Raw genomic sequence first — 16,413 nt, 5'->3', positions numbered from 1 at the left:
GGCGTCATACGCCTTGAACTCGCCACCGAAGCGCTCGGCGCCGATCTTGGTCAGCGCGGCGGTCAGCGTGGTCTTGCCGTGGTCGACGTGACCGATGGTGCCGACGTTGACGTGCGGCTTGGTGCGCTCGAACTTACCCTTGGCCATGGCTGCTTATCTCGAATTCGTCTGGTGTGGTGCTGAAGATGGTGCTCACGAAAGGAATCGAACCTTCGACCTCTTCCTTACCAAGGAAGTGCTCTACCGACTGAGCTACGTGAGCGAGTTTTGCATTATGGCATGAACTCGATAACATTCAAAGTTCATTCAATGGAGCGGGAGACGGGAATCGAACCCGCACCATCAGCTTGGAAGGCTGAGGTTCTACCATTGAACTACTCCCGCACCGGGAAGTGCCACAACGTGAAGCTGGTGGAGGGAGGTGGATTCGAACCACCGAAGGCGTAAGCCAGCAGATTTACAGTCTGCCCCCGTTGGCCGCTTGGGTATCCCTCCGTTTCAACCCCATCCCGTGCCGCCGAAGCGTTGCGGTGTGTGGTGGTGAGCCCGCAATTCTGGAGATGAAGCGGGGGCCTGTCAACGCTTTTTTTCACTTTTTTTCACATGCGTCGCAAACCCTTTGATACGCAAGCCTATTGCCCGGGCAGTGCCAAGGCCTCGTCGGCGAAGATCGCCACATGCGGAACGCCGTCGGCACCAATCCAGCCGCGGTACATGCCCTGCGTGTTGAACGGCGTGGCCGCTTTTCCATCGGCGGAGAGCACGATCGCACCGCCATCCCCACCCATCTGCGGAATCGCCTCGTTGATCACGCCCCTGCCCGCCTCCGCCGGCGACTGGCCCTGGTAGCGGATACGCGCGCAGATCTCGTGCGCGGCAGCGGTGCGGATGTAGTACTCGCCCCACCCGGTTCCCGACACCGCACAGCGTGCATCGGCCCAGGTGCCGGCGCCGATGATCGGCGAATCGCCGACGCGCCCGTAGCGCTTGTTGGTCATTCCTCCGGTGGAGGTCCCCGCTGCCAGGCGCCCCTGCGCATCCAGCGCAACCGCACCGACCGTGCCGAAGTGCCGGGCCGTTTCCAGGTCGGCGTGGGCCTGGCCGCCGGCCTCCTCCTTCAGTGCGCGCTGCAGCTGCTGCCAGCGCTTGTCGGTGCGGAAGTACGAAGGATCGACCAGGGTCATGCCCTGCTCGACGGCGAACGCCTCAGCGCCCTGCCCGACCATCATCACGTGTTTCGATTCCTGCATCACGGCCGTTGCCAGCAGGATCGGGTTGCGTACGCGCTGCACGCCGGCCACCGCGCCGGCCGCCTGGGTGGCGCCATCCATCACGGCCGCATCCAGCTCGTTGCGCCCTTCGTGGGTGAACACCGCGCCTTTGCCGGCATTGAACGTGGGATCGTCCTCGAGAACGGTGATCGCTGCGGTGACCGCCGCCAGTGCAGGGCGACCGGCTGCCAGCTCGGCATGCCCCTTCAGCAGCGCCGCACGGAGTGCCGCACGTGCCGCCTTCTCCTCGGCGGCGGACAGATCCTTGCGCTCGACGCCGGCACCGCCATGGATGACCAGCAGGGGCGACGCATCCTGCGCAGCATGGGCGAGCAACGGCAGGGACAGCAGCGCAGACAGCGCCAGATGAAGCTTCATCGATATCTCCGGAAATGGAAGCGATGGCATCGAGCAGGCTCGACGAGATGCCCGAAGGGAAGCGCCGGCGCGCGGCCGGCAGCAGCGGTCAGCGACGGATCAGTTCAATCCGGCCACCGTCAACATCGACCGCTGCGTGATAGTCGGCGTCGGCCTGGAAGTCGTCCAGCCGCATGCGGCCACCGCTTGCCACCACGGTAACCGGCACAGCGTGGAAACGCAGCGGTTCGCCCTGCGTCAGCCGGTCCGCGCCACGTCCCGGGCGGACCACCCAGACCCTGCCATGACCATCGGCGCTGTAGACCTGCGCGCGTCCGTCAGGCTCCACGCACAGCGCGGTGTCTTCGTCCACGCCGATGCCGATCATGTCCGGGTCGCCACTGTCCTGCGCGGCACGGGCAACGAAAACGATCAGGCGACCGAGACGATCACGCCGGTCGAAGTGGGTGTCGGTGACCACCCGCTGCAGATAGGGCATCTGCAGGAAGCCACTGTCCATCGTCACCGCGCTGCCCATCGGGTCGGCCAGCGCGGCGGCGGAGGTGACGCTGCCACCGTCAAGCGCGCCGTAGGCATAGCCACCGAGGATCGCCAGTCCGGCACTGGTGCCGGCGATCGGTTTGCCGGCACGGACGTGGGCATTGAGCGCGCGGTTGAGTGCGGTCCCCTTCCAGAAGCGGATGTAGCGCGACTGGTCGCCGCCGGCGATGAAGATGGCGTCGGCCGCGGCCACCACCCGCAGTACGGCCGGGTCGTCGGCGCCACGACGGCTGTCGAACACCAGGGTCTGCACGGCGGTGGTGCCGCCGATGTCATGGTGCAGACGCTCCTGCAGCTCGTCGCTGCCGGAGGCGCGCAGGATCAGCACGCGGCCATTGCCGGCCTGCTTCAACCACCACTGGAACGCCTCCGGCACCCACTCTCCGCCGCCCATCAGCATCATCGCCGGCGCCCTCGGCCCCGGTCGCGGGGCATCGAGATCGCCGGTCTCGTAATAGGCGAATCCCGGCACCTGCAGGTCCTGCGCGGACGCGGCCAGCGGCGAGCCCAGGAGAACCAGCACTGCCAGGCCGGCAAGCACGTGACGCAGCCTTCGATGGAACCGTCGCATCTTGATCTCCCTGAACAGAAACGACCTGCAAGCGCTTTCACTCTTTGCCAGATGGGTCATCAGTAGTCAAGGGCATGAAAAAGGCGTTAAATGCCGGCGCCCATTGCGGAAATCTGAATGGGGGATGGGCCCCTCCTCTGCGGGCCGGCATTACTTCCGGGAACTTCTCATGCGTAGACAGGCGATGGCGTGGTCGATCCAGCTGGCGTTGATGGGCCTTGCCGCTTCTGCGGCGGCCCAGGCTCCGGCCTCCTCTCCGGTACGGCAGCTCGATGCGGTACAGGTCACCGGCTCACGCATTCCGCGCGCCCAGGTCGAGGGCCCCGCCCCGATCACGGTGATCGACGCCGAACAGATCCGTTCCAGCGGCTTCACCACCGTGCCGGACGTGCTGCGGGCAATGACCCAGAACGGCGGCGAGACGCAGAGCCAGCAATCCTCCAGCGGCGCCGACTTCTCGCCGGGTGCGCAGCAGGTCGACCTGCGCGGGCTGGGGCCCAACCACACCCTGGTGCTGGTCAACGGCCGCCGCATCGCCGATTTCCCGATGCCGTTCCAGGGCCGCAGCAACTTCACCGACGTGTCCAACATTCCGCTGGGCATGATCGACCGCATCGAAGTGCTGACCGGCAGCGCCTCGGCCATCTATGGTTCGGACGCGATCGCCGGCGTGGTCAACTTCATCCTCAAGAAGAAGGCCGACGGCACCACGGTCGACGTGCGCATGGGTACCACCAGTGAAGGCGGTGGCGATTCCTTCGACATGAGCCTGTCCAGCGGGTTCAGCACGGGCCGTTTCAATGCGGTGTACAGCGTGGAGCTGCAGTCGCAGACGCCGCTGTGGGCCTATGAGCGCGACATCCAGGATTCGACTCAGGACGGGCCGACCGAGGGCTCGCGCATCGCCCGCCGTGCCTACCTGCGCACCGACTACAACGATGACTACCTGGATCCGGGCGCGGCCACCTGCGATGCCCTGAGCGGACAGAACCAGGGCAGCACCTACCATGCCTTCCGCCCCCGCTACGGCTACTACTGCGGCAGCGACGCGTCGATCGGCTACGGCACCATCCTCAGCAAGCGCCGCGGCGCCAACGGCTATGCCTCGCTGAGCTATGACTTCGACAACGGCCAGCAGTGGTTCGCCGACGTGCAGATGGGTTACCACACGCTGGCGCTGATGCGCGATGTGACGTCGTGGGGCCGCATGGCCGCCGACGGAGACGAGTCGGGCTACTTCAGCAACGAAGCCACCGGCGAAATCGAGTTCTGGCAGCGCCAGTTCTCACCCGAGGAAATGGGTGGCCTGCGCAACGCGATGGTGCGCAGCACGCAGAAGACCTTCAGCGTGACCACCGGCTTCAAGGGCAACCTGGCCGGCAACTGGGATTACGAAGCGGCGTTGAGCCATTCGCAGTACCAGTCGCGGATCAGCTGGCCGCAGATCATCGCCGGCAGGGCCAACGACCTGTTCCTGGGCCCGCAGCTGGGCGAGGACGATGACGGCTTCCCGATCTACAACGCCGATCCGTCGCGGCTGTACCGCCCGCTGACCCGCGCCGAGTACGACGCGATCGCCGCGCGCACCACCTATACCCCGAAGTCCCGCACCGAGACGGCCGCCCTCACCCTGACCAACGGCTCGCTGTTCGCCCTGCCCGGCGGCGATGCCGGTTTTGCCGCGACCGTGGAAGTGGGCCAGCAGGCCTACGCGCTGAATCCCGATCCGCTGGCGACCCAGTACTACTACTACAGCTGGAAGGATTCCGACGGCAAGGGTTCGCGCAACCGCTGGGCAACGGCCGCCGAGCTGCGCATGCCGCTGCACGAGACGATCAACCTGAGCGTGGCCGGTCGCTATGACCAGTACCGCTACTCCGGCCACACGATCGGCAAGGCGACCTGGAGCGGCGGCCTTGAGTGGCGCCCGGTCGAGAGCCTGCTGATGCGCGGCTCGTACGGCACGGCCTTCCGCGCCCCGGACCTGCACTACGTGTTTGCCGGCCCCGGCAACGACGAGACCAGCGCCGAGGACCTGTACAGCTGCCGCGCCGAACAGGCCGACGACTGCTCGGACTACGAGCGCAACGTCATCCGCAGCCGCAGCGGCAACCGCGAGCTGGACCCGGAGACCAGCACCTCGTGGAGCGCAGGCTTCGTCTGGTCGCCGGCCGCAGGGCTGGATCTTTCGGTGGATTGGTTCGACATCGACATGCGCAGGCAGGTGCAGGACATGGACGTGCGCACGATCCTGGCCAGTGAAGCGAACTGCCGCCTGGGCGACGCCGACATCACGTCACCAACCTGCGTGGACGCACTGGCGCGGGTGACACGGACCGCCGACGGCCGCCTGTACGGGGTGCACGTGAATCCGATCAACGTGGCACGCGAGTCGACCTCAGGCATCGATGCAGGCCTGCGCTACCGCCTGCAGACCGGTATCGGTGACTTCATCTTCAACGGCAGCCACACCTGGGTGAAGAAGCACGATTTCCAGCGCTACACCGGCGATGCGATCGAGGACCAGTTCGCGGTGAACAGCGGCTTCGACATCCCACGCACCAAGAGCAGCGTCAGTGTGACGTGGGAAAAGGATGCGTGGTCGGCCACCGTGTACGGTTCGCGACTGGGCAAGCTGCCCACCTCGGACAGCTACGACCAGGTGTTCGACTGGGACAGCGGCGACAGCCCGTACATCAGGGCCACGTACCGCTACAACGCGTCGGTGCAGTATCGCTTCGACGACCACTCGCGCCTGTCTCTGTCTGTGGTCAACGTGTTCAACAAGATGCCGCCGAAGGACGCCACATACACGGCGTACCCGTACTACGACGTCTCCTGGTTCGACAGCGTGGGCCGCACGATCAATCTGCAGTACACGCACAAGTTCGGCGGCAGCGCGCTGTAAGGCGTGCCGCTGCATTGAACTCAGGCGGGAAGACGGCGGCGCAGGCCTCCGTCCCCTTCCGCGTGCAGTTCCGCTCAGGACGTAGACTGCGCCGGCTCCGCAAAGCGCCAGAAGACACGGACCACATCAAGCATCTGTCCATGCAGTTCGTCGTACCGGGCAATCACCCCCGGCGCGAACGTCGCATTACCATTCGCGTCCAGCGGAACCGGCTCCCCCAGCGCGCGGGCCATGTCGATGTAGAAATAATGCATATCACCGTAGGGACGCTTGCTGTCCATCAGCATCACTGCTCTCCCCAGCGTGCGGGTGTTCATGCTCCGCAGCAGTGCAAGGTGTTCCGGTGACACTGCCACCACTTCATCGCCCCGGGAGCCATCCGTGGCCGCGGTCAGGACGTAGCGACCGGGCTCTAGCCTTCCCCCGACGATGAAGCTGGATGCGATCCGGGCAAGCCGTCTGGCAAGGGCCTGCCCCTCATCGGTGCGTCGTCCTGCTGGCTCCTGGCAGATACGACCCAGTGCTGCATAGGCGATCAGTGCCTCTGGATCCTCCGGGTCAACAGAGTCCAGGTAGATACCTCCGCTTTCGCTGAAGTCCGCTTCGGGTCGCAGCCGCTCGCGCATGGCACTCAACAGGCTGACCGCACTGCACTCCGGGGCTGATGCACTCCCTCGTGCAGGCCGCACGACCATGTATTGGCAGCCGTAGGCCAGAAGCAACCCGAGGGCCGCGATCGCCACTACCCACCCATACGTTCGCGTCGTCATAGCAACTCTCCGGGTCGCGCACAGGCGTGATGCCGCCCGTGTCAGTGGAAGGGTCAGAGGTCAGCCTGAAGCAGCACCGCGCCGCGCACCATGCAACAAGTCCGAAATCGGAATCTGCTGTCGGCCGTGGTTTTCCACACCACGCGTGGAAAGCGATGGGGGCTTGGTGTGGACAAGTAGGCGAGAGCCTTGCGCCTCAGGCGTTTCCATGCGTGGTTATTTTTTATCCACGGCCGCGATTGTTTTCCACACGGCGCGTGGAAGGCAATGGGAACTTGATGTGGACAAGTGGGTGAGAGCGTTGTCGCGCAGGCGTTTCCAAGCGCGGTGAAATTTTGTCCACGGCGTGCGGACAAGCTTCTGTAGAGCCGAGCCCATGCTCGGCTCCGGCTGGCATCAGCCGGGCATGGGCTCGGCTCTACAGCGGCACGCTGGGTTTTCCACACCGCGCGTGGAAAGCGGTGGGGGTTTGATGTGGACAAGTGTGTGCGAACGTTGCGCTGCAGGCGTTTCAGAGCATGGTCAATTTTTGTCCAGCGCAGGGACGGATGCCGGAAACGCGGACGCCCCGCTCGGGGCGGGGCGTCCGGGGTCGATCCGATGCCGCTGGATCAGACGTTGAAGCGGAAGTGCAGCACGTCGCCTTCCTGCACGCGGTATTCCTTGCCTTCCAGGCGCAGGCGACCGGCTTCCTTGGCACCGGCTTCGCCCTTGTACTTGATGAAGTCGTCATACGCGATGGTTTCGGCGCGGATGAAGCCCTTCTCGAAGTCGGTGTGGATGACCGCGGCGGCCTGCGGGGCGGTGGCACCCTTGCGCACGGTCCAGGCGCGGACTTCCTTCACGCCGGCAGTGAAGTAGGTCTGCAGGCCCAGCAGGCTGTAGGCCGCGTTGATCACGCGGTTCAGGCCCGGCTCGCTCAGGCCCAGGTCGGCCAGGAACGTGTCGCGATCCTCGTCGTCAAGCTGCGACAGTTCTTCCTCGATCGCGGCGGACACCGGTACCACCTGCGCGCCCTCGGCGGCAGCGTGCGCGCGCACGGCTTCCAGGTGCGGGTTGTTCTCGAACCCGTCCTCCAGCACGTTGGCGATGTACATCACCGGCTTCAGGGTCAGCAGGAACAGGTCGCGCACCAGCGCCTTCTCTTCCTCGTCCAGACCCACCGAACGGCCGGACTTGCCGTCAGAAAGCGCAGCCTGCAGCTTGGCCAGCACCGGCTTGCGCGCGGCGGCCTCCTTGTCGCCACCCTTGGCAGCGCGCTCGGCGCGGTTCAGCGCCTTCTCGACGCTGTCCAGATCAGCCAGGGCCAGTTCGGTATCGATGGTTTCGATATCCGAAATGGGATCGACCTTGTTGTTGACATGGATGACGTCGGCGTTCTCGAAGCAGCGCACCACGTGGGTGATCGCATCGACTTCGCGGATGTGCGCGAGGAACTTGTTGCCCAGTCCTTCGCCGCTGGCAGCGCCGGCGACCAGGCCGGCGATGTCGACGAATTCCACGGCGGTCGGAATGACCTTCTGCGGGTTGATGATCGCTGCCAGCTCGTTCAGGCGCGGGTCCGGCACCGGCACGATGCCGACGTTCGGTTCGATGGTGCAGAACGGGAAGTTCGCCGCGGCGATGCCCGCCTTGGTCAGCGCGTTGAACAGGGTCGACTTGCCGACGTTGGGCAGGCCGACGATGCCGCATTTGATACCCATCTTTGACAACCTCTGGGGTGAAATTGATTGGGAAAACAGCGCGCGCGCCGCTTTCCCAAGCTGTTTCAATCGATCATTGCGGGTGCCAACCGGGGTTGGCAGCTACTTCGGGGTGTTCAGGCGCTTCATCGCTTCATTGAAATCGCCCTGCACGGCCAGCGGCATCACGTCGATCGCATCGTCGATGGCGCGCGCGATCAGCAGGTCGTCGTCCTTGGACGGGCGGCCCAGCACCCAGCCCACCACGTGATCCTTGTGGCCGGGATGGCCGATGCCCACGCGCAGGCGATGGAACTTGCCGTGACCCAGCAGGCGGATGGTGTCACGCAGGCCATTCTGGCCGCCATGACCGCCGTCGAACTTGAGCCGCGCCACACCGGGCGGGAGGTCCAGTTCATCATGCGCCAACAGGGTTTCCTCGGGCTCGATCTTCCAGAACCGCTGCGCGGCGGTGACCGATTTGCCACTGAGGTTCATGAAAGTGGCAGGCTTGAGCAGCCATACCGTCTGCCCGGCGATCTCGACCTTGGCGGTCTCGCCGAACAGCTTGCTGTCCACGTTCCATCGCGCCCCTGCCTTTTCCGCCAGGGCCTCAACGAAATGAAACCCGGCATTGTGCCGGGTCCGGGCGTGCTCCGATCCGGGATTGCCCAGACCAACGATCAGTCGCAGTCCTGCCATTGGATCTTCCTGTAGATGCCGGGGCGGCGCCTGCCGGAGCAGGCGCCGCGGGGGCATTACTCGGCGGCCGGTGCTTCTTCAGCGTCGGCAGCGTCTTCCTTGCCGTGCTTGGCGGTGACGATCGCGTCGTCGTGGTCCTTGCCCAGCGCCAGGGCCGGGATTTCCACGCCCTTCGGCAGCTTGATGTTGGACAGGTACACCACGTCGCCAGCAGCCAGGTCGGCCAGGTCGACTTCGATCGACTCCGGCAGGTCCTTCGGCAGGCAGCTGATGGTCACTTCCTTCAGTTCGTGGGTGACCACGACGTCGGCAGCCTTGCCGGCCGGCGAGGTGTCTTCGTTGATGAAGTGCAGCGGGACCGAAGCGGTCAGGGCTTCGTTCTCGTTCACGCGCTGGAAGTCCAGGTGCATGATCAGCTGCTTGTACGGATGGCGCTGCATGTCACGCAGCAGGACCTTCTGCACCTGGCCGTCCAGGTTCAGGTCCAGGATCGAGGCATAGAACCACTCGTTCTGCTGGGCCAGCCAGATTTCGTTGTGGTCCAGGCTGATGGCGACCGGCTCGGCGTTGCCGCCGTACACGATGGCCGGGATCACACCGGCGTGACGCAGGCGGCGGCTCGCACCCTTACGCTGCAGTTCACGCTTGGTGACCTTGATTTCATGGGTCTTCGACATTTTCGACTACTCAGGTTGTTGCCTTGCCCTGCGGCTTGGCGATTGAAGATGCTTCCGCGACCAGAAGCATCCGGGGAAGTCCTTGCCGTTGCCGGCAGGGACGAAAAACTCAGTCCACGTACAGCGAGCTGACCGACTCGCCGAAGGCGATGCGGCGCATCGTTTCGGCCAGCATCTCCGCCACGCTCAGCTGGCGGATCTTGCTGCACACCCGCGCTGCGTCCTTCAGCGGGATGGTATCGGTCACCACCAGCTCGTCGAGCTGGGAATTGGTGATGTTGTCCACCGCCGGGCCTGACAGCACCGCGTGGGTGCAGTAGGCGGCGACCTTGAGCGCACCGCGCGCCTTCAGGGCAGCGGCGGCGGCGCACAGGGTGCCGGCGGTGTCGACGATGTCATCGACCATCACGCAGGTCTTGCCGTCGACGTCACCGATGATGTTCATCACGGTGGAGACGTTGGCGCGTGGACGGCGCTTGTCGATGATCGCCAGGTCGGCATCATCCAGGCGCTTGGCCACGGCACGGGCGCGGACCACGCCGCCCACGTCCGGCGACACCACGATCAGGTTTTCCGTGCCGTAGGCGCGCCAGATGTCGGCCAGCAGCAGCGGGGAGGCATAAACGTTGTCGACCGGAATATCAAAGAAGCCCTGGATCTGGTCGGCGTGCAGGTCGACCGTCAGCACGCGATCAGCGCCAGCGGTGCTGAACATCTTCGCCGCCAGCTTGGCGGTGATCGGCACACGCGAGGAACGCATGCGGCGATCCTGGCGCGAGTAACCGAAGTACGGCACCACGGCGGTCACGCTGTTCACCGATGCGCGCTTGAGCGCGTCGATCAGCACCAGCAGTTCCATCAGGTTTTCCGCACTCGGCGCGCAGGTCGGCTGGATCACGAACACGTCCTGCTTGCGGACGTTCTCTTCGATCTCCACCTGCACTTCTCCATCGGAGAAATGCGAGACCAGCGCCTTGCCCGGGCGAACCCCCAGTTCCTTGCAGATGTTCTGCGCCAGACGTTTGTTGGCGTTGCCGGAAAAGACCAGCAGGTTCGGGGACTCTTGCATCATGATTGTCTCGGGCGGGGACGAGTGGCGGGGATCCGGTGGCGGCAAGGACCACGCCGGACCCTTGCTGCTGACAACACCGCGGTTGTTTCCACGTCCCGCGCGGATGATGCGCTGAAGGCGCGGACACAGCCGCATTGGCAGGGGCGGTAGGATTCGAACCTACGAATGCCAGGATCAAAACCTGGTGCCTTGGGCCTCTTGGCGACGCCCCTGCATTTGAAATCAGTGTTGCTCGAGTGCATCCAGCAGCGGCGAACGCGCAACGCCCGCAGCCACCCTGGCCCGCAACTCCTTCGGCAACTTCGCCCGCCCCTGCTGTGCGGCAGTCTGCGATGCGAATTCGACGAAACAACCACTTCCAGAACCGGTCAGTCGCGCGGTACCGATGTCGCTCAACGCGGCAAGTGCTGCCTCGACGGCAGGCTCGCGGCGGCGCAGCACCGGTTCGAACGCGTTCCCGACCAAGGCCCCGGAAGCGAAGTCGTCTATTTTCGCCACTGGGCTGTCGCGCGTCAAATCCGGGGCTGCGAACAGGACCGGGGTCGGAACATGAACGCCGGGCTCGACCACCACATACCAGGCCGGTGCCAGGGTGATCGGCTGCAGCCGCTCTCCCACACCTTCGGCCCAGGCGTTACGGCCACGCACGAACACCGGCACATCCGCGCCCAGGCGCAGGCCCAGCGCGGCCAACGCGTCCTCGTCCAGAGCGGCGTTCCAGAGCCGGTTCAGCGCCACCAGCACGGTGGCAGCGTCGGATGACCCACCGCCGAACCCACCACCGGCCGAAATATGCTTTTCGACGATGATGTCGACACCTTGGTCGATGTTGGCGACCTCTTTCAGCATGCGAGCGGCACGTACGGCCAAATCGTCGGCCTCGTCCACACCCGGCAATCCCTCACCCTGCCGACGTACCTGGCCGTCTTCACGCAGGCGCAGGCCGATGCGGTCCCCCCAATCCAGCAGGCGGAACACGGTCTGCAGCTCGTGATAGCCGTCGGCGCGGCGGCCGGTGATATGAAGGAACAGGTTCAGCTTGGCCGGGGCCGGCCACCAGGACCAGCCCGCATCCTCCGCACCCGCGCTCATGGCGCGCCCTGCCCCCACTGGTCCACCAGCAGGCGAACCTTGGCATCTCCGCTACTGGCTTCGATCCGGCGCGGCAGGGACGGGCGCCCGGCCTCGGCGGGGTACCAGTCCAGGTACTGGATCTGCCAGCCCATCTGCTGCATGCGGCGCGGGCGACCTTCGCCATCACGCTCGACCTTGCCCGCGCCGGCGGGATCGGCAACCGCCAGCCCACGCACCCACTCGGGCAGGGAGTTGACCGGGATTTCCCAGCCCGTGGCCTCCAGCAGCAGCTGCTGCGCGTCCTCGCCTTCACGCGGGCCGCCGGCCAGTCCCTCCAGGCGACCGCCTCCATGCTGGCTGTCGCCGGTCAGCTTCCAGCTCTGCCGGGTCACGGGTGCACTGAGCTCGATCACGTAGCGCCGCCCGGCCTGCTGCCAGTCGATGCGTCCACTGCCACCGTCCTTGCCCTTGCTGACCGCTACCCGGCCCTGGAAGGACCACTCCGGCTGCGCCTGCAGCGCCGCTACCCGAGCGGCTTCGGCCTGTGCCGCTTCCACCGACACGGTCTCGACCACGGCCGGCGCCGGTGTCTTCTGGGTGCCCAGCGACGTACAGGCAGTCATGGCGACGGTCGCCACTGCCAACAGCAGCGGCCGGAAAAGGGAAACACTCATGGATTGAATTTCTCGCGGGCACGCTGCAGCGCGCGGTTGTCGGGGTCGAGCCTGGCCGCTTCCTCGAAGAAGTGGCGGGCCTCGTCATGCCGGCCGAGCACCCACAGCACTTCGCCGACGTGTGCGGCGATCTCCGGATCCTTGGCCAGGGTCCACGCACGACGCAGCTGCACCAGCGCCTCTTCGTTGCGGCCCAGGCGATACAGCACCCAGCCATAGCTGTCGACGATGGCGGCATTGTCCGGCTCGGCCACGCGGGCACGGTCGATCAGTTCCAGCGCCTCCTGGTAGCGACCGGTGCGATCGGCCAGGGTGTAGCCCAGCGCATTCAGCGCCGGCACGTTCTCCGGCTCGGTGATCAGGATCTTGCGCAGGTCGGCCTCGGCACGGGCAATATCATCACGGCGTTCCCAGGCCAACGCACGCGCGTACAGCAGTGCATTCTCGTCCGGGTAAGCGGCCAGACCGCGGGCCAGCGCATCCAGTTCACCTGCATCGTCGCTGGCGCGCTGCCGCAGCTCCGCTTCCAGCAGATAGGCGTCGCGGCGCACCTCGTCGTCCACGCCGGCATCGGACTGGATCGCGTGTACCTCGTCCAGCGCCAGGCTCTGGCGCCCGGCAAGCGCCTGTGCGCTCGCCGCCCGCAGGCGGGCCTCGCTCAGTTCATCGCCGCCCGGCACGCTGTGATACCACTGCACCGCTTCCGGATAACGCTTCAGATACTCCGCGATCTTGCCCAGCAGCAGGCGCTGCGCCGGGTCCGGTTTGGCGGCCTGCCGCGACAGCTCGCTGTACAGGTTGGAAAGGGCCGCCTTGTCTCCCTGCTTGGCCAGCAGCGACGCCCGCATTCCCCAGGTCTGCACGTCCTGCGGCCCTACCGCCAGCACCCGCTCGGCGGCGGCCGGCTGGTTCAGGCTGTCGTAGGCAATGGCCACCGCGTTGCGCAGTTCCGGATCCTGGCGGGTCTTCGGTTCGACCTCGCGCAGCAGCGCCAGCGCGCGATCGGTCTGCCCGGCCTGCTGCAGCTGGCTGGCGCGCAGCAACGCCACGCGCGGCTCTTCCGGGAAGCGCTTGACCACCTCATCGATCATGCGCCGTGCCAGCTCCGGCTTTTCCATCCGCAGCGCCAGGCGACCGAATTCCTGCCAGGCCTCGATCTTCGGCGGGATGGCGTTGGCATCGACCAGCTCGCCCAGCACCTGCGCCGGCACGGCCGGATCGCGTCCACCGCCGACCAGCGCGGCCAGGGCAAACTTCCAGCCGCGGTCATCGCTGTCCTGCAGCAGGCTCTGCAGCTCGCTGCGGGCCGCCTTCACGTCGCCCTGGCGCATCGCCAGCGCACCGGCCGCGCTGCGCATGGCCAGCGACCGTGGCGCGCGCTGCTGCCACAGGGCCAGGCCCTGGGCGGCGCTGGCATCGTCGTTGGCCAGCATGGAAATACGGGTCGCGCGCTCGGCCAGGCCGGCATCGCCGTCGCTGCGCTGGGCGGCCTGCAGGTACCAGCGCGCCGCCTCGGCCAGCTTGCCGGCCTGCAGGGCGAACTCGCCGGCCATCACCGGCTCCAGTGCCAGTTCCTCGGTGGCGGCGCCCCGCGCCGGGGGCTTGGCGGGCGCCGCCGACAGGGCCTGGCTGCACGCCAGGGACAGCAGCAGAACACTGGGGATGCGAATCAATGCGGGCATCGTCGGCATCGGGGCCTTAAAATGTCGTCCAATGGCCAGCAGCTTATCGCAAGCAACTGAACAATGACCCTGTGGGTGCTCGGACTGAATCACCAGACCGCGCCGGTGGAACTGCGCGAGCGCGCGGCCTTCGCCGGCGATGCCTTGCCGCGCGCGCTCGGTTCGCTGCGCGACACCCCGCAGATCGCCGAGGCGGTGCTGCTGTCCACCTGCAACCGCACGGAACTGTACGCGGTGGCCGATTCGGCGCAGGCGCTGGACCAGTGGCTGCGCAGCCAGGCCGGCGACCTGCAGGGCTACCTGTACCAGCATGCTGATGCCGACGCCGTGCGCCACCTGTTCCGGGTCGCGACGGGCCTGGACTCGATGGTGCTGGGTGAACCGCAGATCCTGGGCCAGGTGAAGGATGCCTGGTCGACCGCGCGCGACCACGGTCTGCTTGGCCAGCGCCTGGACCGGCTGTTCCAGCAGACGTTCTCCGTGGCCAAGCGTGCGCGCACCGATACCCAGGTCGGCGCCAACCCGGTGTCGGTCGCCTCGGCTGCGGTGCGCCTGGCGCAGAATGCCTTTGCCCGCCTGGATGATTCCACCGTGCTGCTGGTCGGTGCGGGGGAAACCATCGAGCTGGCCGCCCGCCACCTCAGCGAAGGCAAGGTGCGGCGGCTGCTGATCGCCAACCGCACGCTCGCCCATGCGCAGGAACTGGCCAGCCGTCATGGCGGCGTAGCTTTGCCGCTGACCGAGCTTGAACGCCATCTGGCCGAGGCCGACATCGTGTTCTCGGCCACCGCCGCACGCGAACCGGTGATCCACCGCGAGACCGTGGCCAATGCACTGCGTGCACGCCGGCACAAGCCGATGCTGCTGTTCGATCTGGCCGTGCCACGCGACATCGAGGCTGAGGTCGGCACGCTCAACGATGCCTTCCTGTACACCGTGGACGATCTGGAACGCGCGGTGGAAGACAATCGACGCGGCCGTCGCGAGGCGGCCGCCGAAGCCGAAGCGATCATCGACCTGCAGGTATCGCGCTTCGTCGAGACCCTGCAGGCCGGCGCCCACCACGCGCCGCTGCGGCAACTGCGTGCCTTCGGCGACGCCACCCGCGCCGAGCTGCTCGAACGTGCCCGTCAGCAGCTGGCCAACGGCAAGCCGGCCGAAGAGGTCATGGAACTGCTGGCCCACGGCCTGACCAACCGGCTCCTGCACCCCCCGACCGCTGCCTTGCGCGCGGCCGCGCTGAGCGGCGATGCCGACCTGACCCGCGCCGCCGAGCGCCTGTTCCCGGCCACGCCGGGTTACCGCCACCCACCCGTGAGAACCGATGACGCCGACCCTGCGCCGTAAGCTGGAAGCGCTGGCCGAGCGCCGCGAAGAACTGGAACGCCTGCTCGCCGAACCCGACGTGGTCGCCGACAACACCCGTTTCCGCGACCTTTCGCGCGAATTCGCCCAACTTGAACCGGTCGCCACCGCACTGGCCGACGAGGCGCGCGCCAAGGCCGACCTGGCCGCCGCCGAGGGCATGCGCGCCGATCCGGACCTGCGCGAGCTGGCCGATGAGGAAATCGCCTCGGCCCAGGCGCGCCTGCAGGAACTGGAGCAGGAGCTGGCCTTGCTGCTGGTGCCCCGCGACCCACGTGACGAGGGCAATCTGTTCCTGGAAGTCCGCGCCGGTACCGGTGGCGACGAAGCAGCGATCTTCGCCGGCGACCTGTTCCGCATGTACGCGCGCTATGCCGAGCGCCAAGGCTGGAAAGTCGAGATCGAGTCCGACAACCCCGGCGAGCACGGCGGCTACAAGGAAGTGGTGGCGCGCGTGGTCGGCCGTGGCGCCTTCTCGCGGCTGAAATTCGAATCCGGCACGCATCGCGTGCAGCGCGTGCCCGCCACCGAATCGCAGGGCCGCATCCACACCTCGGCGGCCACCGTGGCGATCATTCCGGAAGCGGACGAAGTCGATGACATCGTCATCAACCCCGCCGACCTGAAGGTCGACACCTTCCGCTCATCCGGTGCCGGTGGCCAGCACGTCAACAAGACCGAGTCGGCGATCCGCATCACCCACGTGCCTACCGGCGTGGTGGTGGAATGCCAGACCGAACGCAGCCAGCACGCGAACCGCGACAAGGCGATGAAACGCCTGAAGGCGCAGCTGCTCGACGCCGAGCGCCAGCGCCAGGACGCCGCGCAGGCCGAATCGCGTCGCCTGCAGGTCGGCAGTGGCGATCGCAGCCAGCGCATCCGCACCTACAATTTCCCGCAGGGGCGGATCACCGATCATCGTGTGGAAGGCCTGACCCTGTATGACCTGCCCAACATCCTCGCCGGCGATCTGGACCCGCTGCTGCAGCGCCTCAGCCACGAGCACCAGGTGGATGCCCTGGCCCAGCTGTCGGCGGGCTGACGCCG

At 66.4% G+C, this 16,413-nt stretch carries 14 protein-coding genes and 4 tRNA genes; 3 read left to right on the top strand and 15 right to left on the bottom strand.

Annotated elements, in window-relative coordinates:
- The 6 genes from AC5P5M_RS17565 to AC5P5M_RS17540 form a co-directional block, all read right to left on the bottom strand.
- Positions 1-147: GTP-binding protein (locus AC5P5M_RS17565; RefSeq protein WP_495206207.1), on the bottom strand; the 147-nt coding region annotated here is incomplete at its 3' end.
- Between the two features lie 39 nt (positions 148-186).
- Positions 187-262 (bottom strand) — tRNA-Thr (locus AC5P5M_RS17560).
- A 48-nt stretch (positions 263-310) separates the two neighbouring features.
- Positions 311-384, bottom strand: a tRNA-Gly gene (locus AC5P5M_RS17555).
- Positions 385-409: 25 nt separating this feature from the next.
- Positions 410-495 (bottom strand) — tRNA-Tyr (locus AC5P5M_RS17550).
- 137 nt (positions 496-632) lie between these two features.
- Positions 633-1,649 carry an isoaspartyl peptidase/L-asparaginase family protein gene (locus AC5P5M_RS17545; RefSeq protein ID WP_495206203.1) on the bottom strand — a complete coding sequence of 339 codons (1,017 nt, stop codon included), beginning with the start codon at positions 1,647-1,649 and terminating at the stop codon, positions 633-635.
- A gap of 88 nt (positions 1,650-1,737) precedes the next feature.
- On the bottom strand, positions 1,738-2,760 hold the full coding sequence (locus tag AC5P5M_RS17540; RefSeq protein WP_495206202.1) for a cyanophycinase: 1,023 nt from the start codon (positions 2,758-2,760) through the stop codon (positions 1,738-1,740).
- Positions 2,761-2,929: 169 nt separating this feature from the next.
- Here AC5P5M_RS17540 and AC5P5M_RS17535 point away from each other — a divergent pair, with 169 nt between their 5' ends.
- Positions 2,930-5,668, top strand: a complete 2,739-nt coding sequence (locus AC5P5M_RS17535) for a TonB-dependent receptor plug domain-containing protein (RefSeq protein WP_460256292.1) — start codon at positions 2,930-2,932, stop codon at positions 5,666-5,668.
- Positions 5,669-5,742: 74 nt separating this feature from the next.
- Here AC5P5M_RS17535 and AC5P5M_RS17530 read toward each other — a convergent pair whose 3' ends face one another.
- From AC5P5M_RS17530 to AC5P5M_RS17490, 9 genes are all read right to left on the bottom strand, one after another.
- On the bottom strand, positions 5,743-6,294 hold the full coding sequence (locus AC5P5M_RS17530; RefSeq protein ID WP_495206201.1) for a hypothetical protein: 552 nt from the start codon (positions 6,292-6,294) through the stop codon (positions 5,743-5,745).
- Between the two features lie 755 nt (positions 6,295-7,049).
- The gene (gene ychF, locus AC5P5M_RS17525; RefSeq protein ID WP_053520317.1) at positions 7,050-8,141 is read right to left on the bottom strand and encodes a redox-regulated ATPase YchF; all 1,092 of its coding nucleotides are present in this window, start codon (positions 8,139-8,141) and stop codon (positions 7,050-7,052) included.
- A gap of 102 nt (positions 8,142-8,243) precedes the next feature.
- The gene (gene pth / locus AC5P5M_RS17520; RefSeq protein WP_495206200.1) at positions 8,244-8,822 is read right to left on the bottom strand and encodes an aminoacyl-tRNA hydrolase; all 579 of its coding nucleotides are present in this window, start codon (positions 8,820-8,822) and stop codon (positions 8,244-8,246) included.
- A gap of 56 nt (positions 8,823-8,878) precedes the next feature.
- On the bottom strand, positions 8,879-9,499 hold the full coding sequence (locus AC5P5M_RS17515) for a 50S ribosomal protein L25/general stress protein Ctc (protein ID WP_053520288.1): 621 nt from the start codon (positions 9,497-9,499) through the stop codon (positions 8,879-8,881).
- Positions 9,500-9,608: 109 nt separating this feature from the next.
- Positions 9,609-10,568 (bottom strand): ribose-phosphate diphosphokinase, encoded by a 960-nt coding sequence (locus AC5P5M_RS17510; protein WP_495206199.1) that lies wholly within the window; start codon positions 10,566-10,568, stop codon positions 9,609-9,611.
- Positions 10,569-10,706: 138 nt separating this feature from the next.
- Positions 10,707-10,783, bottom strand: a tRNA-Gln gene (locus AC5P5M_RS17505).
- Positions 10,784-10,793: 10 nt separating this feature from the next.
- On the bottom strand, positions 10,794-11,663 hold the full coding sequence (gene ispE, locus AC5P5M_RS17500; protein WP_053520287.1) for a 4-(cytidine 5'-diphospho)-2-C-methyl-D-erythritol kinase: 870 nt from the start codon (positions 11,661-11,663) through the stop codon (positions 10,794-10,796).
- A complete protein-coding gene (gene lolB, locus AC5P5M_RS17495) occupies positions 11,660-12,319 on the bottom strand; it encodes a lipoprotein insertase outer membrane protein LolB (protein ID WP_495206198.1) in 660 nt (219 codons plus the stop codon). The genes ispE and lolB overlap by 4 nt, the downstream gene beginning before the upstream one ends.
- Entirely contained in the window at positions 12,316-14,001 is a 1,686-nt protein-coding gene (locus AC5P5M_RS17490; protein ID WP_180875739.1) for a tetratricopeptide repeat protein, read from the bottom strand. Before AC5P5M_RS17490 ends, lolB begins: the two co-directional genes overlap by 4 nt.
- A gap of 63 nt (positions 14,002-14,064) precedes the next feature.
- On the opposite strand from AC5P5M_RS17490, the gene hemA reads away from it, so the two are divergent.
- On the top strand, positions 14,065-15,348 hold the full coding sequence (hemA, locus tag AC5P5M_RS17485; protein ID WP_053520284.1) for a glutamyl-tRNA reductase: 1,284 nt from the start codon (positions 14,065-14,067) through the stop codon (positions 15,346-15,348).
- Positions 15,326-16,408, top strand: coding sequence for a peptide chain release factor 1 (gene prfA, locus AC5P5M_RS17480; RefSeq protein ID WP_053520283.1), 1,083 nt, complete (start codon positions 15,326-15,328; stop codon positions 16,406-16,408). The genes hemA and prfA overlap by 23 nt, the downstream gene beginning before the upstream one ends.
- The last annotated feature ends 5 nt before the right edge of the window (positions 16,409-16,413 follow it).

Source organism: Stenotrophomonas sp. YJH_SMC_106-19, assembly GCF_059368375.1.
Note: the sequence above shows the minus strand (reverse complement) of the source record. Positions and strands in the feature narration are given on the sequence as shown.